This window comes from Ensifer sp. NPDC090286, assembly GCF_044769565.1.
Taxonomy (GTDB): Bacteria; Pseudomonadota; Alphaproteobacteria; order Rhizobiales; family Rhizobiaceae; genus Ensifer.
Genome location: NZ_JBIVYF010000002.1, coordinates 334,087 through 354,460, shown reverse-complemented (window position 1 = coordinate 354,460; position 20,374 = coordinate 334,087). Strand labels below are relative to the sequence as shown.

At 64.9% G+C, this 20,374-nt stretch carries 13 protein-coding genes; 11 read left to right on the top strand and 2 right to left on the bottom strand.

Features of this window, described 5'->3' with window-relative positions:
• Nucleotides 1-16: 16 nt before the first annotated feature.
• The 3 genes from ACIQUG_RS11880 to ACIQUG_RS11870 all read left to right on the top strand — a co-directional run bounded on the left by ACIQUG_RS11880 (nt 17) and on the right by ACIQUG_RS11870 (nt 3,569).
• Nucleotides 17-1,204 (top strand): amino acid ABC transporter permease, encoded by a 1,188-nt coding sequence (locus ACIQUG_RS11880; RefSeq protein ID WP_402321454.1) that lies wholly within the window; start codon nt 17-19, stop codon nt 1,202-1,204.
• Nucleotides 1,201-2,274, top strand: a complete 1,074-nt coding sequence (locus tag ACIQUG_RS11875; RefSeq protein WP_402321451.1) for an amino acid ABC transporter permease — start codon at nt 1,201-1,203, stop codon at nt 2,272-2,274. The genes ACIQUG_RS11880 and ACIQUG_RS11875 overlap by 4 nt, the downstream gene beginning before the upstream one ends.
• Before the next feature lie 80 nt (nt 2,275-2,354).
• Nucleotides 2,355-3,569 carry a TIGR03862 family flavoprotein gene (locus tag ACIQUG_RS11870; protein WP_402321448.1) on the top strand — a complete coding sequence of 405 codons (1,215 nt, stop codon included), beginning with the start codon at nt 2,355-2,357 and terminating at the stop codon, nt 3,567-3,569.
• 54 nt (nt 3,570-3,623) lie between these two features.
• Here the strand turns inward: ACIQUG_RS11870 and ACIQUG_RS11865 are convergent, their stop codons facing one another.
• Nucleotides 3,624-5,438 (bottom strand): ABC transporter ATP-binding protein, encoded by a 1,815-nt coding sequence (locus ACIQUG_RS11865; RefSeq protein ID WP_043624374.1) that lies wholly within the window; start codon nt 5,436-5,438, stop codon nt 3,624-3,626.
• 512 nt (nt 5,439-5,950) lie between these two features.
• Here ACIQUG_RS11865 and ACIQUG_RS11860 point away from each other — a divergent pair.
• From ACIQUG_RS11860 to ACIQUG_RS11830, 7 genes are all read left to right on the top strand, one after another.
• Nucleotides 5,951-7,306 (top strand): ABC transporter substrate-binding protein, encoded by a 1,356-nt coding sequence (locus tag ACIQUG_RS11860; protein WP_402321445.1) that lies wholly within the window; start codon nt 5,951-5,953, stop codon nt 7,304-7,306.
• Between the two features lie 2 nt (nt 7,307-7,308).
• The gene (locus ACIQUG_RS11855; RefSeq protein ID WP_402321442.1) at nt 7,309-9,210 is read left to right on the top strand and encodes an ATP-binding protein; all 1,902 of its coding nucleotides are present in this window, start codon (nt 7,309-7,311) and stop codon (nt 9,208-9,210) included.
• Nucleotides 9,207-10,547 (top strand): sigma-54-dependent transcriptional regulator, encoded by a 1,341-nt coding sequence (locus ACIQUG_RS11850; protein ID WP_402321439.1) that lies wholly within the window; start codon nt 9,207-9,209, stop codon nt 10,545-10,547. Before ACIQUG_RS11855 ends, ACIQUG_RS11850 begins: the two co-directional genes overlap by 4 nt.
• 157 nt (nt 10,548-10,704) lie before the next feature.
• Nucleotides 10,705-12,024: an ABC transporter substrate-binding protein gene (locus ACIQUG_RS11845; RefSeq protein WP_402321437.1), complete on the top strand. Its 1,320-nt coding sequence runs from the start codon at nt 10,705-10,707 to the stop codon at nt 12,022-12,024.
• A 122-nt stretch (nt 12,025-12,146) separates the two neighbouring features.
• On the top strand, nt 12,147-13,856 hold the full coding sequence (locus ACIQUG_RS11840; RefSeq protein WP_043624382.1) for an iron ABC transporter permease: 1,710 nt from the start codon (nt 12,147-12,149) through the stop codon (nt 13,854-13,856).
• Between the two features lie 16 nt (nt 13,857-13,872).
• On the top strand, nt 13,873-14,973 hold the full coding sequence (locus ACIQUG_RS11835) for an ABC transporter ATP-binding protein (RefSeq protein ID WP_402321434.1): 1,101 nt from the start codon (nt 13,873-13,875) through the stop codon (nt 14,971-14,973).
• A gap of 88 nt (nt 14,974-15,061) precedes the next feature.
• On the top strand, nt 15,062-15,724 hold the full coding sequence (locus tag ACIQUG_RS11830) for a histidine phosphatase family protein (protein ID WP_402321432.1): 663 nt from the start codon (nt 15,062-15,064) through the stop codon (nt 15,722-15,724).
• 86 nt (nt 15,725-15,810) lie between these two features.
• Here the strand turns inward: ACIQUG_RS11830 and ACIQUG_RS11825 are convergent, their stop codons facing one another.
• On the bottom strand, nt 15,811-19,110 hold the full coding sequence (locus ACIQUG_RS11825) for an autotransporter domain-containing protein (RefSeq protein WP_402321429.1): 3,300 nt from the start codon (nt 19,108-19,110) through the stop codon (nt 15,811-15,813).
• Between the two features lie 239 nt (nt 19,111-19,349).
• On the opposite strand from ACIQUG_RS11825, the gene ACIQUG_RS11820 reads away from it, so the two are divergent.
• Complete coding sequence (locus tag ACIQUG_RS11820) at nt 19,350-20,141, top strand: DeoR/GlpR family DNA-binding transcription regulator (protein ID WP_402321426.1); 792 nt, start codon at nt 19,350-19,352, stop codon at nt 20,139-20,141.
• Nucleotides 20,142-20,374 lie beyond the last annotated feature (233 nt).

Sequence of the window (20,374 nt, the reverse complement as noted above, 5' to 3'; positions counted from 1 at the left end):
GTCCATGGCATTTCCCATGACACGCCACATCCAACCGGGCCCTTCGGGGCCCGGACCCGTCTCGCGTCTCTTGTCGTGGATCGGGCCGCTCCCGTTGCAGCAAGGCCTGCTCTTTGTCGGCGTGCTGCTGCTCTTTGCGTTTCTCGGCCAGAACACCGCCGAGAGCATGCACCGCATGGGCCTGACGCCGGGCTTTGCCTTCCTCTCCCATCAGGCCAATTTCGAGATTGGCGAAAGTGTCCTTCCTTACGCAGCCGGCGACAGCTACGCCCGGGCGCTGGCCGCCGGCATCGCCAATACGGTCAAGGTCGCACTCGTCGGCTGCCTGCTTGCAACTGTGCTCGGTGTCGCGCTCGGCATTATCAGGCTCTCGGGCAATCTGCTGCTCGCGACCTTCGTGCATGGCTATGTCGAGCTTCTGCGCAACACACCATTGTTGCTGCAACTGTTTCTCTGGAGCGCGATCATCCGCGCGCTGCCGCCACCGCGCGGCGCCTATACGTTCCTCGGCGGCGTCTATCTCAGCAATCGCGGCGTCTTCCTGCCCTCGCTTTCGGTCGACGGCCTGCCGGCCGCCGTGTGGCTGCCCGCGGTGCTCCTGACGGTCTTCGCCGCACTCGTCATTTCCAGACGCCTGCTCGCGGGCGCAACGTTCTATCTGCCGAAAGCCGCCGGAACAGTGCTGGGCGCGCTGGCAATCTTCTATTTCGCTCTCGTATCCTTCGGCTTCAGCGCCTCGATCGACGTGCCCGCCAAGGGCGGCTTCAACATTCGCGGCGGCCTGTCGCTAACGCCGGAATTCGCCGCCCTGCTGATCGGCCTCGTCGTCAATGCCTCCGCCTCGATCTCCGAGATCGTGCGCAGCGGCATCCAATCGGTGGCATCGGGACAATGGGAAGCCGCCCGGGCGCTCGGGCTGAAACCGGCGCAGATCATGCGCCTCGTCGTGCTGCCGCAGGCGCTTCGCGTGATCACACCGTTGATGATCTCGAGCTTTCTCGACCTGACGAAAAACTCGAGCCTCGCGGTCGCGATCGGCTATCCGGATCTCGTCAGCGTCGCCAACACCACGGCCAACACCACCGGTCAGGCGCTCGAAGCGATCATCCTCATCGGCGGCGTCTACCTGACCATCAGCCTCTCGGTTTCGGCCCTGATGAATCTCTACAACCGGCGCGTGGTCCTGCGCGGAGAAGGACGATGAGCCAGATCGAACTTGCGCCGCCGGTTGCACCCGACTGGCACCGATGGCGCGAAGGCCTCTTCAGCGGCTGGGCCAATGGCCTCGTCACGCTGGCAACGCTCGCCGCGCTCCTCTGGCTTGCTCTTCCCTTTGTCCGTTGGGCCGTCATCGATGCCGTCTGGACCGGCACGGCGGCCGATTGCGCCGCGGAAGGCGCTGGCGCCTGCTGGGCCTTTGTCGGCGCCAAATTTCGGTTCATGCTGTTTGCCTTCTTCCCGCCGCCGCTGCAATGGCGCCCCATGCTGGTGATCGTCCTGATTGCTGCGCTTTTGACGGTCTCCGCCCTTCCCCGCTTCTGGAGCCTCCGCCTGGTGCCGATCTGGCTGCTGGCGCTTCTCGGCATCTGGCTGCTGATGGCGGGCGCGGCAGGCCTGGAGCCGGTCTCCACCAATCATTGGGGCGGACTGCCGATCACCCTTACCGTCTCGATCGTCGGCCTCGCCTTCGCCTTCCCGATTGCGCTGCTGCTGGCCCTTGCGCGCCAGTCGGACATGGGCATCGTTCGGTCCCTGGCCATCGCCTTCATCGAAGTGTTGCGCGGCGTGCCGATGATCGCCGTTCTCTACGTGGCGATGCTGATCGTGCCGATGGCGCTGCCGAGCGGCGCGGCCATTGACAAGCTGCTGCGCGCACAGATCGGCGTCACGCTGTTCTTCTCCGCCTATCTCGCCGAGATCATCCGCGCCGGCCTGCAAGTGATCCCGGCGGGCCAGAAGGAGGCGGCCCTGTCGCTTGGCCTTGGCCAGATCCAGATGCTCCGGCTGGTGGTGCTGCCGCAGGCGCTGCGGGCCGTCATCCCGGCGATCGTCAACCTGTCGATCGGCATCGTGCTCAACACCTCGCTGCTGGCCGTCATCGGCATCTACGATCTGCTGAATGCCGCCAAGACCTCGGCCACCGACCCCGCCTGGCTCGGCTTTTACAGCGAGGCCTATATCTTCGCGGCGCTGGTCTATTTCGCCATCTGCTTCACCGGCTCTCGCTACAGCCTTTGGCTGGAAAGGAAGCTCAACGGTGGCCATCGCCGATAGCCGCATCCGACGGGGGTTGCGTGCCACGCGCCGCCGGGCCAAGAGTGCGCCGAAGCGAAATCTGTGACCGGGCAAAGCGCATGGGACAAAAAAACATCGCCGTCATTGGCGGCGGACCGAGCGGCTTGATGGCCGCCGAGGTGCTGTCCGAGCGCGGCCACGCGGTCACCGTCTATGACAGCATGCCGACGGTGGCGCGCAAATTCCTGCTCGCCGGCAAGTCGGGTCTGAACATCACCCATTCCGAGCCCTATGCCACCTTTGCCGAGCGCTTCGGCGATGCTTCGCCACAGCTGCGTGCGGCGCTGGACGCGTTCACGCCGGATGACATCAGGCGTTGGGCAAAGACGCTCGGCACGGAGACCTTCGTCGGTTCCTCGGGCCGCGTCTTCCCAGAGGTGATGAAGGCCTCCCCGCTGCTACGCGCCTGGCTCAAATCGCTGGAAGGCCGCGGCGTTCGCATCCTGACGCGGCACCGCTGGACAGGTTTTGAGGGCAACGCGCTTGCGTTCGATACTCCCGACGGCAAGGCGCTTGTCAGCCCCGATGCGACCCTGCTTGCGCTCGGTGGCGCCAGCTATCCGCGCCTCGGATCCGATGCCGCCTGGACACCATGGCTGGAACACAGGGACGTGTCTGTCGCCAAGTTCCAGCCCGCCAATTGCGGCTTCGACGTCGACTGGAGCGAGACCTTCCGCGATCGCTTCTCCGGCGCCGCACTGAAGGGCGTCACCGCGACCTCGGAAGCGGGCACCGTCCCGGGCGAATTCGTCGTCAGCAGAGCCGGCATCGAAGGTAGTCTCGTTTATGCTCACACGAGCGCGCTTCGGGACCGGCTGTCGCGCGGCGAAACGGCCAACCTGGTGGTCGACCTTACCCCGGGGCGCTCCGTCGAGAAATTGGCAAAAGACCTTGGCCGCTTCGACAGCAAGACCAGCTTCTCCAATCGCCTGCGCAAGGGGGCTGGCCTCGAAGGGGTGAAAGCGGCGCTGGTGCGTGAGGTTTCGCCTGATGCCGCGCGCTTGCCGCCGCCGGAACTTGCGGCCTTGATCAAGGCGCTGCCAATCCCGCTCGTCCGCCCGCGCCCGATCGCCGAAGCCATCTCGTCGGCCGGCGGCATCGCCTGGTCCGCGATCGATGACGACTACATGCTGAAGGCGCTGCCCGGCACCTTCGTCGCCGGCGAAATGATCGACTGGGAAGCACCGACCGGGGGCTATCTGCTGACCGCCTGCTTTGCCACAGGCCGTGCGGCGGCGCGCGGGCTCGATCGCTGGCTTAGCCGAGCGGCATAAAAAGTCGCCGCGCCCTTGCCAGGCGCGGCGATCGTTTCAAGTGGCGTCAAAGCCTTACTGGTCGTTCAACACCAGCCCCTTGGTCAGTTCCAGCGCCTGGCGCTCAAAGAGACCGCGGTAGATGCCGCCGTCGAGACGGATCAGCGCGTCGTGCGTACCCTCCTCGGCGATCCGGCCGTGGTCGAAAACCAGCAGACGGTCGAGCGCCCGGACGGTCGACAGCCGGTGTGCGATCACCAGTGTCGTGCGGCCGAGCATCAGCCGCTCCATCGCCTGCTGGATCAGCACCTCCGATTCCGAATCGAGGCTCGATGTCGCCTCGTCGAGGATCAGGATCGGCGCATCCGCGAGGAACGCGCGGGCAATGGCGATGCGCTGACGCTCGCCGCCCGAGAGCTTGACGCCGCGTTCGCCCACCAGCGTGCCGTAGCCTTTCGGCAACGCCGTGATGAAGTCGTGGGCGCTTGCAAGCTTCGCCGCCTTCTCGATCTCGCTCTGCGTGGCGTTCGGCCGCGCGTAGGCGATGTTCTCCGACAGAGAGCGATGGAACAGGATCGGCTCCTGCTGGACGATCGCGATCTGCTGGCGAAGCGACGTCTGCGTCACCGACGCGATGTCCTGACCATCGATCCGGATCTCGCCGGCTTTCAGGTCGTGCAGGCGCTGGATCAGCTTGACGAAGGTCGTCTTGCCCGAACCGGAATGCCCGACGAGACCGACACGCTCGCCCTCCCGGATGGTCACCGAGAACCGGTCGTAGAGCGGCTTGCGGTGCGCACCGTAGTGGAACGTCACATCCTTGAACTCGATGCGGCCGTCGGTGATCCGGATCGGCTTGGCATCCGCCTTATCGTCGATGCCGAGCGACTGGCCGTGGATGTCGACAAGCTCTTCCATGTCGTTGATCGAGCGCTGCAGGTTGCGGATGTGCTGCCCGACTTCACGCAGGTAACCCTGCAGGATGAAGAACGAGGTAAGCACGAAGGTGATGTCGCCGGCCGTCGCCTGGCCCTTCGACCAGAGGAACAACGCAAAACCGATCACCGCCGCGCGCAGGATAAGCAGCATGGCGCCCTGCGACGTGCCGTTGGTCGTGCCGCGGATCCAGGTGCGGCGCGTGCGGTCACGCCATTTGGCGAGCACCTTGGCAAGGCGTGCGTCCTCGCGGCTTTCGCCGCCAAAACCCTTCACGACGATGTTGCAGCTCACGGCATCGGCGAGCGCCCCGCCGAGCTTGGTGTCCCACCGGTTGGCAAGGCTTGCCATCGGCGCCACATAGCCGAGCGACAGCACGATCGTCATCAGGATGAAGACGATCGACCCGATACCGATGATGACGCCCATCATCGGCCAGTAGAACGACATCAGGATTGTCGATCCGACCAGCATCACGACGGACGGAAACAGGGCGACGAGCAAGGTGTCGTTCAAGAGATCGAGCGCCCACATACCGCGCGTCACCTTGCGCACCGTCGATCCGGCAAAGCTGTTGGCATGCCAGTCGGTGGAGAAGCGCTGGATGCGATAAAACGCAGCCGACGCGATGTCGGTCATCATCTTGAGCGTCAGATCGGTGACCCCCAGGAAGGTGAAGTGCCTGAGGATGATCGCGCCGAGCGACAGCGCCATCAGCATCCAGAAGGCGGCTAGCGCCGCATCCCAGGCAAGCTGATCGGTCGCCACGCCGGAAACGACGGCGTCCACGAGCCGGCCCGAATAGAGCGGCGTCAGGACGTCGGCGAGCGTCGACAGGAGAACCATGCCGAGAATGACGCTGATGCGCAGCGGCTGCGCTTTCCAGTGCGACCAAGTGAATCCGAGAACGCTGCGGAACGCACCGCCGCGCAGGTCAATACGAGTAAAAGCCATAACAATCGCCCGATGCGCGACGCATCGGCCTCAAACAAGATCAGAATGGAATATGCCGTTAAAAGGAACCCAGCTTCCGATGCGGCATCATTGGAGTGACCGTATCCTCAAGAGAGGAAGGGCCAAGGTCAGCGAGAAGAAATCCGACCTGGAAAAGACGGAAAGGCGAAAATGCCCTTCCCGGCCCAGTTCAAGACTGCACGCCGCCCCGTAGGGAGAAAGAAAAAGCTGGCATCTTTTGAAACCTCCCTGATTGGTTGCCGGAAGACGAGCTATAGGCGAATCGCGCGCAACCGCCAAGTGCAGAAATCTTGCCATGGCGCCAATCGTCGCGGCTGCGACCTGTTTGCAACAGTCTCCGACATGCCTGCGGGGTTTACGGCGATGTGCTGTTCGTAGCAGAGTACGCCGCGATCGCCGACCGTGCATGGCACGAAACGGCGGCATCTTGGGGAGGGTCCGCGACAACCGGCACCGGCAATGACCGGACGGCGATGCGCGGTGGGAGTGAATTGACAAGGTTCCGGTTCTATATCGTTGCGGCCCTGCTGCCGCTGATCACCCTTGGCTTCATGGCGTTTGCGGGCCCTGCACGTGCTGTCGAGAAGCAGGAACTCGTGGTGGTCACCTCCTATCCGCCGTCCTTCTTCGAGCCCTTCCGCGCTGCGTTCGAACACGCCAATGCCGACATGCGGGTGACGATCGTGCAGCGCAACACCGCGAGCGCCAGCCGCTTCGTCATCGAGAAGGCGGATGTGCCGGCCGACATCTTCTGGGCCTCGGCGGCCGATGCCTTCGAACTCCTGAAGCGCAACCGAAGCCTGCGTCCGATCGCGCCGCGCAACACCGGCGCACCGGATCATGTCTTCGGCTACCCGGTGAACGACCCCCAAGGCTATTATCTCGGCTTCGCGCTGTCGGGCTACGGCTTCGTCTACAATCCCGCCCATCTCGCGCGCAGCAAACTGCCCGTGCCGGAGAACTGGCAGGATCTGCTGAACCCCGTCTATTCCGGCCAGATCGGCATCACCACGCCTTCGCGCTCGGGCACGACGCACCTGATCGTCGAGGCCTTGCTGCAAACCTACGGCTGGGAGAAAGGCTGGGCGATGCTGTCGCAGCTCGGCGGCAATCTCTCGACGGTTACCGCCCGCAGCTTCGGGGTGGCCTCCGGCGTGGCGCAGCGGCGCTTCAGCATCGGCATCACCATCGACTTCCTCGCCACCTCGCCGGATTTCGCCGGCGCCGGCAATGTCTTCGTCCTGCCGCCCGACACCGTGTTCGTGCCGGCAAGCATCGGCATCCTGACCCGGGCGCGCAACGTGCCGGGAGCCGAACGCTTTGTCGATTTCGTGCTTTCGGAGGCTGGCCAGAAACTCCTGCTGTCGCCGGCAATCGCGCGCATTCCGGTCAATCCCGCGCTCAACAGCAACCTGCTGCCACAGGAAGACGGCGAGCGCCTGCTGAAATCCGGTGGCTTCGACGCGGCGCTGTCGGCGCGCAGATACGGGCTCGTCAATCTGATTTTCGACGACTATATCGTGCGCCGCCGGGCAACCCTTGCCCGACTGTGGAAGAGGGCCGCGGATCTGGAGGCGATGAACATCGAAGACGCGCAAAGGCTGAGCATGCTGGCCCGGGCACGGCGGCTGTTGGGCCAGCCTCCGCTTTCGGCAAGCGAAGTCGCCAATGTGGCGGAGGCCCTGCAAGGCGAATGGCCGCGTGGCGTAGCCCGCACCCCTGCCCATGCGGAACTCGCGAGCCGCCTGCGCGCGCGGATCGAGCAGAACCTCAGCGAGGCGGAGCAGTTGCTGTCCTCGGCCGCGCGATCCGGCGGATCCGTCAATCTCCATCCGTGGCGGCAGTGACGATGGCGGTGCTCGAAACGACCGCCCGGCAGCCGCGCTGGCGCTTCGGGATCGGCGCCCGCCTCGTGCTCGCCTTCGTCGCGATCGTTGGGCTTGCCGTCGGCGCCTGCGTGGTCGGCTGGCTTTCTTATGAGCGGCTGTCGGGCGAACTGTCGCGCATGGCCGACGAGCAGATGCCGCAACTCGCCTTCGCGTCACGCCTCTCCAAGGCCGGGGCCGACATCGGCTCCGTAACGTCGGTGCTTGCCGGCGCCGAGAACCGTACCGAATACAACGAGATCCGCGCCGTCTACGCGACGCGCCTCCAGACCCTTCGTGCCCTGCTGGAAGAAAACACGGCGCAATCGAGCACGGCGGCGCTGCTGCCGCTCGCCGAGGCCATCGGCACCAACCTGAAAAAGATCAACCTTGCAGCCGGCAAGCGCTTCACCCTGCGCGAGGCGATGCGCTCGGACATCGACGAGCTTCGCTGGGTCCAGGCAGATCTTCTGGAAGAAGCCGACCCGTTGGTCGACGACATCCGCTTCAACATCGAGGCGGAAACCCGCAAGGGCCAGGGTGCGGCCGCGCTCGCCGAACAGCAGAAGAGCGAAGCGCTGTTGACCGTCGTCTCCCAGGCAAACCTTGCGACCGGTCTCATCGGGCGGCTCGTCAACGCCACGACCGAAGAGGAAATGCAGGAGACCAACGCCTTCCTCGGAGACAGCGCCGACGAACTGGCAAGTCGCATCCGCTCGCTCGACGGCTGGCCCGACAGCATCACCGTGCGGCAGCTGGCCGGGCGCATTCTCGACCAGTCCAACGCCTCGACGGGTATCCCCAATCGCAAGCGCTCGGAAATGCTGCAGGCCGGCACGCTTGCCGAACTTGCCAGCGAAAACGGCCGGCTGGTCGAGGAGCTTGGCCGCAAGATCGAGACGGAGGTGGTGGCGATCGAGGCGAGCGCCGGGGACGCCGCTCGACGCGCGGCCGCGGCAATCGAAACCGGACGCAGCCTGCTCCTCGCAATCGCCATCCTCTCGGTGCTGGTGGCAAGCGCCATCGGCTACTTCTACGTCCACCGCAACCTCATCGCCCGTATCCGCCTGCTGGCGACGGCCGCCGGCGCGATCAGCGCGGGCCGGCATTCCACGGCGATCCCGCCGCCCGAGGCCGACGAGCTCGGCGACCTCTCGCGTGCGCTGACCCTCTTTCGCCAGACCCGCGACGAGCTGATCCAGTCGGCAAAGCTTGCGGCCCTCGGCCAGATGGCGGCCGGCATCGGCCACGAACTCAACCAGCCGCTGGCCGCCCTTCGCGCACACATCCACAACGCCGCCACGCTGATCGGCCGCGGCAAGGGCGAACAGGCGGTCAACAACCTCGACAAGATGAAGGGGCTGACGGGACGCATGGCCGACCAGATCAGCCATATCCGCCGCTTTGCCCGACGGCCCGACGCGCAGCTGCGGCCGGTCGATCTCACCGCAGCGGTGCGCGACGCCCTCAGCCTGCTCGAACATCGTTTCGAGGAGGAGAGCGTCATGCTCGAGCTTTCGTTGCCGGAAGGCTTCCCGGCAATGGTCATGGCTGAGCCGGTCCGGCTCGAGCAAGTGGCCGTCAATCTTGTCGGCAATGCGCTCGACGCGGTCTCCGACCGGCCGCTTCGGCGCGTGACCGTCAGCGTGGAAATGACCGGTGGCGCCGCCCGCCTGATCGTCGGCGATACCGGGCACGGCATCGCCACGAAAGACCTGCCGGCCGTGTTCGACCCGTTCTTCACCACCAAGCCGGTAGGCTCGGGGCTCGGCCTCGGCCTGTCGATCTCCTACAACATCGTCAAGGATTTCGGCGGCGATATCGCCATCCTCGAGACTGGCCCGGCCGGCACCCGATTCCTCGTATCCCTGAAAGGCCCGGAATGAGACCGGAAGCGGACATCATCCTGATCGACGACGACGCCAGCGTGCTTGAGGCCTGCTGCCAGGTGCTGGAACTGGAGGACTTCACCGTCGCCCCGCACGGTTCGGTCATCTCGGCGCTCGCCGGCCTGCGCGCCGACAGCGACACCGTGATCGTCTCGGATGTCCGCATGCCCGATCATGACGGCTTCGACCTGGTCGCCGCCGTGCGCAAGATCGATCCCGATATCCCGATCGTGCTGATGTCCGGGCATGGCGACATCCCGATGGCGCTGCGTGCGATGCGCGAAGGCGCCTGGGACTTCCTCGAAAAGCCGGCTGATCCGGTCCACCTGATCGAGACCGTGCGCCGCGCCCGCGATCACCGGCGGCTGCTGCTCGAAAACCGGCGGCTACGGCTCTCTGTCGACAAGGACGGCTGGGAAACGCGGCTGATCGGGCACTCAGCGCCGATGGTGGCGCTGCGCGACAAGCTGCAGCGCATCGCGGCGGCCAGTGCCGACGTGCTGATCATCGGCGATACCGGCACCGGCAAGGAAGTGACGGCGCGCGCCCTGCACGATTTCAGTGGACGCAAGGGCCGTTTCGTCGCCGTCAACTGCGGCGCCATTCCCGAAACCATGCTCGAATCCGAGCTTTTCGGCCATGAGGCCGGTGCCTTTACCGGCGCGCGCGAGAAGCGCATCGGCAAGATCGAATATGCCGATGGCGGCACGCTGTTTCTCGACGAGATCGAATCGATGCCGCTCGCAGCCCAGGTGCGGCTGCTGCGTGTGCTGCAGGAGCGCGTGATCGAGCGCCTCGGCTCGAACGTCGAACTGCCGGTCAATATCTGCGTAGTGGCGGCGACCAAGGCCGACCTGCACGACGCCGCGCGGCGCGGGGAGTTTCGCGAGGACCTCGCCTACCGGCTCGACATCGCCCGGGTCGAACTGCCGCCGCTCGCGCGTCGCAAGGGCGATGTCGGCCTCCTGTTCCAGCATTTCCTCGGCCTTGCCGCCAAGCGCCAGGGGCGCACGCCGCCACCGGTCGGCGCCGAGCATCTCGCCGACCTCAACGCCCGGCCCTGGCCCGGCAACGTGCGAGAGCTGCGCAACGTCGCGGAACGCTTCGTGCTCGGGCTCGAGGAGCGCCCGGACACCGAAGCCGCGACGGCGGGCGGCGAGACGCTGGAAGCACAGATGGATCGGCTGGAGCGGACCATCCTCATCAACAGTCTCGCCAGGCATGAAGGCCGCGTGGGTGCGACCGCCGACGCGCTCGGGATCTCCCGCAAGACGCTCTATCTGAAGATGCGCAAGTTCGACATCGATGCCCGGACCGATGGCGACGAGGGGTGATGTTACCCTTTTGACCCCGCCTCACCGGCCCCGATGTTACCTTTCTTACCCATTTCGATCTGAAATGGCCGGTTTTCCGGGATTTTCGATCTGGCACGGGCCTTGCTCTCAAGAGGACAGCCGCCAAGCATTGGCGGTCTATTGGGAGGAGATACCTATGTTGAAAACCATCGCAGCAGCGATGCTGATGTCGGCTGCCTTCATCGTGACGGCGCATGCGCAAGACGGCGGCAAGGTGACGATCGTCACCTCGTTCTCCAAGGACGTGACCGACCCGTTCAAGGCCGGCTTCGAGGCCGCCAACCCCGGCTTCACCCTCGACGTCCAGAACAAGAGCACCAGCTCGGGCGTCAAGTACATCGACGAAACCAAGGTCAACAACCAGGTCGACCTGTTCTGGGCGTCCGCGCCTGACGCCTTCGATAGCCTGAAGAGCAGGGAACTGCTCGCCAAATTCACGCCATCGGTGACGGGCCTGCCGGAAAAGGTCGGCTCCTATCCGGTCAACGATCCTGACGGTTTCTATTTCGGCTTTGCCGCATCGGGCTACGGCATCATGTCGAACGACCGTTACCTGGAAGCCAACAATCTGCCGAAGCCCGCCGAGTGGGGCGATCTCGCCAAGCCGGAATATTTCGACCACGTCGCCATCGCCGCACCGTCGCGCTCCGGCACGACCCACCTGACGATCGAGACGATCCTGCAGGGCGAAGGCTGGGACAAGGGCTGGGGTACGCTGAAGGGCATCGGCGGCAACCTGCAGCAGGTGACCGAACGCTCCTTCGGCGTTCCGGATGCGGTCAACTCCGGCCAGACCGGCATCGGTATCGTCATCGACTTCTTCGCCTTCTCGGCCCAGGCGAGCGGCTTCCCGGTCAGCTTCGCCTATCCGTCGGTCACGACGGTCGTTCCGGCCAATATCGGCATCGTCGCCAATGCGCCGAACCAGGCCGGCGCTGAAGCCTTCGTCAATTACATCCTGTCGGAGAAGGGCCAGGAAGTCCTGCTCGAGCCGGCGATCCGTCGTCTGCCGATCAACCCGGCACTCTACGCCAAGGCGCCCGAAGGCTTCCCGAACCCCTTCAAGGATCCGCGCTTCCAGTCGATGATCACCTTTGACAGCGACGTTTCGAAGAAGCGCACGGATGTCGTCGATACGCTGTTCGACCAGCTCATCTCCTTCCAGCTCGAAAACCTCAAGGGCGCCACTCAGGCGATCCATGCGGCCGAAAAGGCGCTTGCCGCCAACGAGCAGCCGGCCGCCCGCGCACTTCTCGATGAAGCCAAGGCCCTGGTTGCCGCGATGCCGATCACGGCGGACGAGGCGGCGAGCAAGGAGACCCGCGACGCCTTCACCGGCGGCGAGGACAAGACCGCGCGCCAGGCGGAACTGGAACAGAAGTGGGCCGCCTTCGCGACGGAAAAGTATGCCGCCGCCAAGGCCAAGGCTGACGAAGCCCTGAACCTCGTCGACTAAGCGACGACAGCGACCGCCTGCCCATCCCGGCGGGCGGTCAAGCTCCCGCAAACATTCAAGCTTCGCCGACCCTGGCGCGCCTTTCGCGCCGGGCTGGCCGAACTCACTCCGGAGTCTGCCCCATGGCGCTCGTCGCTTCCGTTCCCATCCGGCCCGCCGCGGCCAAACCTGGCCAGATCCTGGCTGTCTCGGTGATCGCCCTGTTCCTGGCGATCTTCCTGGTCATCCCCGCCGGCACGGTCATCTACACCGCCTTCACCGAGAAGGGCACCGGTGCGCTGACCATCGTCAACTTCATCGACTTCTTCAACACCGACCTCTTCCGCCGGTCCTTCTTCAACTCCGTCTATGTATCCGGGATGTCGGTCGTTTGGGCGAGCGCCATCGCGCTTCCGCTCGCGGTCTTGACGACCCGCTTCGATTTCCGCGGTTCGCTCATCATCCAGACGCTGGGCTTCGTGCCCCTGATCATGCCGCCCTTCGTCGGCGCGGTGGCGATGCAGCTTCTCTTCGGTCGCAACGGCACGGTGAACCTGCTCTTGAACGACTGGTTCGGCATCCGCATCCCGTTCATGGAAGGGCTGAACGGCGTCATCTTCGTGCAGTCGCTGCACTACTTCCCCTTCATCCTGATCAACCTGTCGACCAGCCTGCGCAACATCGACCGGTCGATGGAAGAGGCCGCCCAGAACCTCGGTTCCTCCGGCTTCCGGCTCTTCCGCCGCATCGTCTTTCCGCTCGCCATGCCCGGCTATCTCGCCGGCGCGTCGCTGGTCTTCGTCAAGGTCTTCGACGACCTGGCGACGCCGCTGCTTCTCAACGTCAAGGACATGCTGGCGCCGCAGGCCTATCTGCGCGTCACCTCGGTCGGCCTCACCGATCCGATGGGCTACGTCATCTCGGTGATCCTGATCGCCGTCTCGATCTTTGCCATGTGGCTTTCGGCGGTCGCCATGCGCGGCAAGGACTATTCGACGGTGCAGCGCGGCGGTGGCGGCCTTTCCAGGCGCAAGCTCAGCCGAGGCGAAAGCGTGATCGCCTATGGCGTCGTCGCGCTGATCCTGCTCTTGGTGCTGTCGCCGCATATCGGCCTGTTGCTGCTCTCCTTCGCGACCGTCTGGTCGTTCAGCCCGCTGCCCGACGCCTACACCGTCGCCCATTACGGCCGCGTCTTCGGCGAGAGCTCGCTCTACATCAAGAACACGCTGATCTACGCCAGCCTTGCCGGCCTGATCGACGTGGTCATCGGCGGCGCCATCGCCTATCTGGTGCTGCGCACCAAGGTCATCGGCCGTCGATGGCTCGACTGGGCGGCAACCGCAGCACTCGCCATCCCCGGTGTTGTGCTCGGCATCGGCTATCTCAGAACCTTCTACGGCATCACGCTGCCCGATGGCACGCCGCTTGCCACACTCTGGGTCATGGTGGTTCTGGCGCTCGCCATCCGCCGCCTGCCCTATGCGCTTCGCGCCTGCTACGCTGCCCTGCAGCAGGTGTCGGAATCGCTCGAAGAGGCGGCCGAAAACCTCGGCGCGACCAAGCAGCGGACCATCCGCCGCATTGTCCTGCCGCTGATGACCGGCGGCCTGCTCGCCGGCTTCGTCACCAGCTTCTCGACCGCCGCTGTCGAACTCTCGGCGACGCTGATGCTGATCCAGAGCAATTCGGACGCGCCGATCGCCTACGGGCTCTACGTCTTCATGCAATCGCCGGCCGGTCGCGGACCGGGTGCAGCCCTCGGCGTCATCGCCGTGATCATGGTCGCGCTCTGCACGCTTCTGTCCCACTACGTCATCGAGCGTCGCCAGAAGGCGCTGGGTACGGCCAAGTAATTCGGGAGGAAAAACAATGACAGTGAACATCAACAGCGCTGTACTCGCCGCCGGCCCCGCCAAGGCGATCAGCATCAGCGACGTCAATCTCTACTACGGCGCGCTTCACGTGCTGAAGGACATCAACCTTGAAATCCGGCCGGGCGAATTCTTCGCCTTCCTCGGCCCGTCCGGCTGCGGCAAGACAACGCTTTTGCGGCTGATCGCTGGCTTCAACAATGCCCGCCAGGGCAAGGTCGTGATCGGCGGACAGGACGTGCTCGACATGCCCGCATGGAAACGCGACATCGGCATGGTCTTCCAGTCCTATGCGCTCTGGCCGCACATGACGGTCGCCGCCAACGTCGCCTTCGGCCTCGAAGAGCGTCGGCTGCCCCGCGCGGAGATCGAAAGTCGCGTCCAGAAGGCGTTGGACCTCGTCGGCCTCAAGCACCTTGCCGACCGACGCCCGTCGCAGCTTTCGGGTGGTCAGCAGCAGCGCGTGGCGCTCGCCCGCACCATCGCCATCGAACCGAAGGTGCTGTTGCTCGACGAACCGCTCTCCAACCTCGACGCCAAGATGCGTGTCGAGGTGAGGCGTGAACTGCGCGAGTTGCAGCAGCGGCTGCAGCTGACGACGATCTTCGTCACGCACGACCAGGAAGAGGCCAACACCGTCTGCGACCGGATCGCCGTCTTCAACGAGGGCAGCATCCAGCAGGTGGGAACGCCGATGGGCCTCTATGAGAAACCGGCCAACCTGTTCGTCGCCAACTTCCTCGGCACGGCCAACATCCTCGATGGCAAGGTGGCCAGCAGCGGCGCTGCCAGGAGCTTCGAGGTCGTGGGCGGCGGCTCCATCCCGATCCCGGCCGGCACCGACGTGCCCGCCGGCGCCAAGCTCGTCTTCCGGCCGCAATATGCGACGATCGGCAGCCTCGAGCCCGGCGCCGTCGCGCTCGAAGGCATCATCGCGCATCGCGAATTCCTGGGCGCGACCGTGCGTTATGGCGTCAGGATCGGGGCTGCGACGGTGCTGATCGACGCGCCGTTCCATTCCGGCGACGCGCTTCTCGAACCCGGTGCGGCAACAACGCTCGGCCTCAAGCCGTCGTCGGCGCAATGGCTCGCCCATTAGAGCATACGACGCGCGTCCGCCGGTCTGACCGGCGGACGCGCCCCTCCTCCATTCAAGCAGCGCCATACCGCTGACACCCGAGTTCCGCATGAAAAAAGATCTTCCAAGCCTCATCCTCATCCGCCACGGCGAAACCCAATGGAACGTCGCCGGCCGACTGCAGGGCCGCAAGGACACGCCGCTGACAGCCAATGGCGTGCGCCAGGCGCTCGCCGTCGGCCTGCGCCTTGCCGAACGGATCGCCGAGGAGGACAAGAACCTGACCTTCTGGGTGAGCCCGCTTGGCCGCGCCCGCCAGACCGCATCGATCCTCGCCGACACCTGGTCGATCCCCTTCGATCGTTTTGCCGAGGCGGCCGCCCTCGCAGAACGCTCCTATGGCGCGTGGGAGGGCCTGGCCCATGACGAGATCGAGCGCGATCTTGTGGACCAGTACGAGGCGCACAGCGCCGACCCGTTCGACTATTCGATGCCGGGCGGTGAAAGCCGGACCGCACTTGCAGCGCGCCTCGAAGCCTGGCTCGACACGCTCGATCGCGGCCGGCGCCATGTCGTGGTTACCCATAGCGGCTGCCTCAGGGCGCTGCGCGGCATCTACACCGCCGCCTCGCGCGACGAGATTCTTGCCTATCGCGAGCCGCAGACGGCCTCGTTCCTGCTCTCGTCAGGTCGCGAGACCATGCTCGACGTGCCCCTCAACATCCTGCGCGCCCTTGGCTGCGATGGCGCCGGAAGAACCGTCTGGATCTGATCGACCAGGCTGCCGCAACCAGCCACAAGAACGCCGCGCATGGAAGCCATGCGCGGCGTTCGATATTCAGAGGGATTGCCGCCCCCTTAGAAGCTCACCTTCAGCTTGGCGTTAACGCCGTGGTCGGAAACGCCGGAGGCGATCTGGCCGGTGTAGTTGACGCCAAAGGTCGCGGTCGGAGCGATCTTGAAGTCGATACCGGCTTCGACGAGTGCGGCATCCCGGGCGATCGGTGCGCCGCCGACGGTAAAGCCCTGGCCGCCAGCAAAGGCAAGCGTCGAGGTCGGCACGACATCGCCGAAGGCATGGCGCCAACCGACGGTGCCGCTGAGAACCGCCGCCGTTTCGCCGAAGGACACGTCGGTCGAGGTGCGCACGCCGATCGTCGTGAAGGTCGTGTCGGTGTTGTCCGAGCGACCCGAGAGCGCCGCTGCTCCGCCCTTTTCACGGAAACCGTCCATGTCGAGGTTGAGATAGGCGAGGTTGGCGAAGCCCTCGAAATCGAAGCGACCGGCACTTGCCGCATAGCTCGCCTCGCCGAAGATCTGGGCGGTGCGGGCATCATAGGCTGCCGACAGGCTGTCGTCGAAACCGCCGAAGGCTACGCTGCGGGTCGTTTCGATGCGGTGCCAGCTATAGGTCGCACCCGCCGTCAGCGACAGCGCGCCAAGCCCGGTCCCGGCATAGGCGCCGATATGGTAGTTGTCGCTGTCTCCCGAGGAACGACGGTCGACCACATCGAAGGTCGAGCGGCTGTAGCCGCCGAAGAGGCCGGCGCGCCAGTTGTCACCGACAAGACCGTCGGCGCCCATGAGGAACCCACCGACATTGCGCTGGAAGCCGGCCGCGTTGCCGTTGCCGTCCGTATCGCCCCAGGTGCCGAAGGCCTGGCTCCAGAAGGCGAAGCGCTCGGTATCGGCCGCAACGCTTTCTATGCCGCCTTCGCCGTAGGCGAGCACCGGTGTCGCCTTGGTGCTGTCATCGCCGAAGGCCGCACGGATGCGGTTGGTGGCTGCCGCATTCAGAAGCAGACCGTCCTGCAGCAGCATGCCCTTGGTCGAGGCATGGATCTCGCCCGAGAGCTGGTCGAAGGCAAAACGCGCCTGTGCGCGGTCGAGGTTGGTGAGCGCCGAATAGGCGGCATTGGAGAAGCCGAGACTTTCGGCGGCGATCGCCGTTGCCCGCTGGTTGGAGGTCTCGGTGACGTCCGCGAAGCGGATGTCGTTGCGGCTGAGCGTCAGCGTCACGCTGTTGGCGTCGTAGCCGAGCGTCGGGTCGAGGAAGAAGAGGCTCGATGCGACGTCGGCAAAGGTACCGGTCACGCCGCCGGCCGCCGTCAGGATCGTGTAGCTGGTCTGGGGCGCATAGCTGCCATTGGCCGCAAGCGCTAGGACCGAGCCGCCGTTGAGCGTCGCCTTGCCTGACGCGACGATCTTGTCGCTTTCACCCTTGTCGTTGGCTTCGACCTGATAGGTGGAGCCGGCCGCGAAATTGATATCACCGGCAACGTTGAGCGTACCGATCGAATTGCCGGGCGCGATCACGCCGCCGTCGGCAATGGTGATGCTGCCGAACGTTCCGATGCCGCCGATGGCGCCGTCCTTTTCGATGGTGAGCCCCGAAGACGAGGCGATCGACCCTTGCACAGAGAGCAGGCCTGACTTGACCACGGTCGCGCCGGTATAGGTGTTCTGGCCGTTGAGCACGAGCGCGCCGGCGCCGAGCTTGGTGAGACCGCCGCTGCCGCTGATCGCCTTGTTGACGGCAACGACGTTGGCAGCGTCCGCCACGTCGAGCGAACCGCCGCCCGCTTCGAGCACGATATCGCGGTTGATCTGGTGCATTTCGCGGCCGGCGATCCGGAGCGCACCGCCGTCGAGTCGGAGCTTCGCCGCTGCGCTGCCGAGGGCTGCATCCTCTTCGACGACCACGGTGCCGCCGTCGGTCACCAGCGTTTCGCCGATAAAGGAGTGGTCGTCGATACAATAGTCGCGGATCGCCTGCTGGAAGCGGGCATCCGTGCTCTTGCAGTCGAGCAGCGTCTTCTTTTCCTGGTCGGTCAGGCCGGCAAGGATCGGCAGGCCGTTCTCGTCGGCGATCTGGCCGAGATAGACGTCGTTGCGCATGTTGTTGCGGCTGAGGTTGAATACCCCGCCCTTTTCAGTGAAGGTCGACGCTTCGTCACCCCAGACAATGCGGGTCTTTGCCGCCGAGGTCGCCGGATCCGTGTAGTTCTGCAGCACCGGGCCAACCCAGCGCACCGTGTGCCCAACCGGCTCATGGTCCGAAAGCGGCGTCTTCGAGCCATCCGGATTGGTCACGTAGCTAACGTCGGTGATGACGCCGGAATAGGGATCCTTCGGATCGTCGGCGAGCGTCCACCACTTGCCGAAGGGGCGCGAGGCCAGGAAGTGGTCGATCTTCACCCGGTGCCAGCTCGCCCAGGTGTTGGTGGCGTCCTCGCCGTGCGACGGCCAGGTGACGCTGCCGTCGTTCAGAGCATGCGGCGAGAACTGTTCGCGCTCGTTCGGAAGCTGCAGGATCTGGAACTGCTTCTTCAGGATGTTCATCGTCTGCGGCAGGTTGCCGGCAACCGGATACATCTCGTCGGCAAAGAGGCCTGACGGCACAGTCGAGGCGTTGATCGCCGAAGCGCTCTTGCCTTTCCACTCGGCGATATAGGCATCGAGCTTCTGCTGGTCTTTGGCGTAGTCGCGCAGGAGGCTCAGATAGAAGCTGTTGCTTGGGCTTTTGACGTAGGTCTTAAGCAGCAATTCCTGCTGGCTGACCGAATGCAGGCCGCGTTCCGAGACGTCGCCGGCATTGAAGTCGCCGGTGAGAATGATCGGTCGCGTCTCGCCCTTGGCCCACTGGTTGATGCCCTTGGCCTCGCTGATGCGCGTCGTCGCCGGGTCGTAATAATTGAGGTGGGTGGTGCCGACGACCACCTGCGGCTTGCTGACGGTCGGATCGACCACCGTATAGGTCACGATGTCGCCGAGCGTGCTTGCGCCGAAGGTGCCGGGAAGACGCGAGAACACGCCGGTATCGCTGTCCTGTCGGGTGGCGTAGGTTCCAAGGCCGGCATTCTTCAGGATGCCCGGGATGTCACGCGCGTAGGTGCTGTTGGCGCGGAACTCCTGGAAGGTCAGGATGTCGTAGTTCCCCTTGGTGAAGAAGTCCGACATGACGCTCGGGTTGGCCTTGAAACGGTCCAGCCAGGTGTTCAGCGTCAGGATCTTCATGCTGTCGTCAGCGGCGCGCGCCTCGGCCGCCGAGAGCGTCAGGCTCGTGCCGCATAGAAGGATCGCCGTCGCCAGGCGCAACGGTTGCGTAAGGCGCGCGAAGGCCCGCACCCCGCGGAGGTCGTGTCCACGTTGTCTCATTATCTGCTCCAATGTCGCGATGCGAACACGCTCCGTCACAAGACCTTCATGGCGATGGTGTTGATGAGCGGAAGAGTTCACTGAAATGTACGATTGCGGACATTAGGCGAGTCAAATGTCAGTTTTACAACATTTCATAGGGCGCCATAAAATTTCGCGCGGCCCACAGGCGCTGCGCCGGCTTCCTTGGAGATCGGCGTTGGCCCTATGGTAGCAAAACGTGCTGAGGGGCAATGAGGATGAGGGTGATGGACGATCGGGATATTGCGGGTGGGGATAAGAAGGCGCGCCGGCAAGCGCAGCTTCTCAGCCACCTCGAAACGAACCACTATATTTCGATCGAGGAGATTACCGGCCTGTTCGGCGTCACCACCCAGACGGCGCGGCGCGATATCATGGCGCTCGAACAGGAGGGCACGGTGCGGCGCCTGCACGGTGGCGCGACCATTGCGACCCCGGTTGATCCCAACATCTACCGCCAGCGGCGCATCGACAACGCGGAACTGAAGGAGCGCATCGGGCAACTGACCGCGGAGCTCGTCGCCGACGGCGCTGCCGTGTTCCTCGACACCGGAACGACCTGCGAGGCGGTGGCGCGGGGCCTTCTCAAGCGCCGCGACCTGCGCGTCGTCACCTACAGTCTGCGGGTCGCGACCACGCTCAGCGAAAGCAGCAGCTTTGCCGTTGCCGTGCCCGGCGGCTTCGTGCGCCAGGTAGATGCCGGCGTGTTCCGCGAGGAGACCGCCGACTACATCCGCAAATTCAAGTTCGATGTCGCCATCATCTCCGTCAGCGGCATCGACCAGGACGGCGATATCGGCGACGACGACCATGCCGAAGTCGCCGCTGTCTCGGCCGCCATGCGCCAGGCCGAGCGCGTCATTCTCGCCGTCGACAGCAGCAAGTTCGGGCGGCGCGCGCTGGTACGGCTGGCATCGCTTGCCGATATCGATGCGCTGGTCACCGACCGGCTGCCCGACGAACAGATCGTCGCCCTTCTGCGCGAGCACGGCGTCAGCGTTCATTGCTAGCGTCGGGGGGAGCCAGTGCCGAGGGATGCCGGCAGCGATTTTTGCCGGGGGCTTGAAACCCTTCACCCGACACCACACATAGGCATCAACGAATTGCCCGTGGAGCGCGACGGATATGATCAACCGAAGGCTCCGGGCGTAGTTCGCGCGCAAACGCTGACCACGGATGTACTGGCAGTGTGACGCAGCGAACGGGAAAAGGTCGGCATTGCCGACCTTTTTTGTTTTCAGCG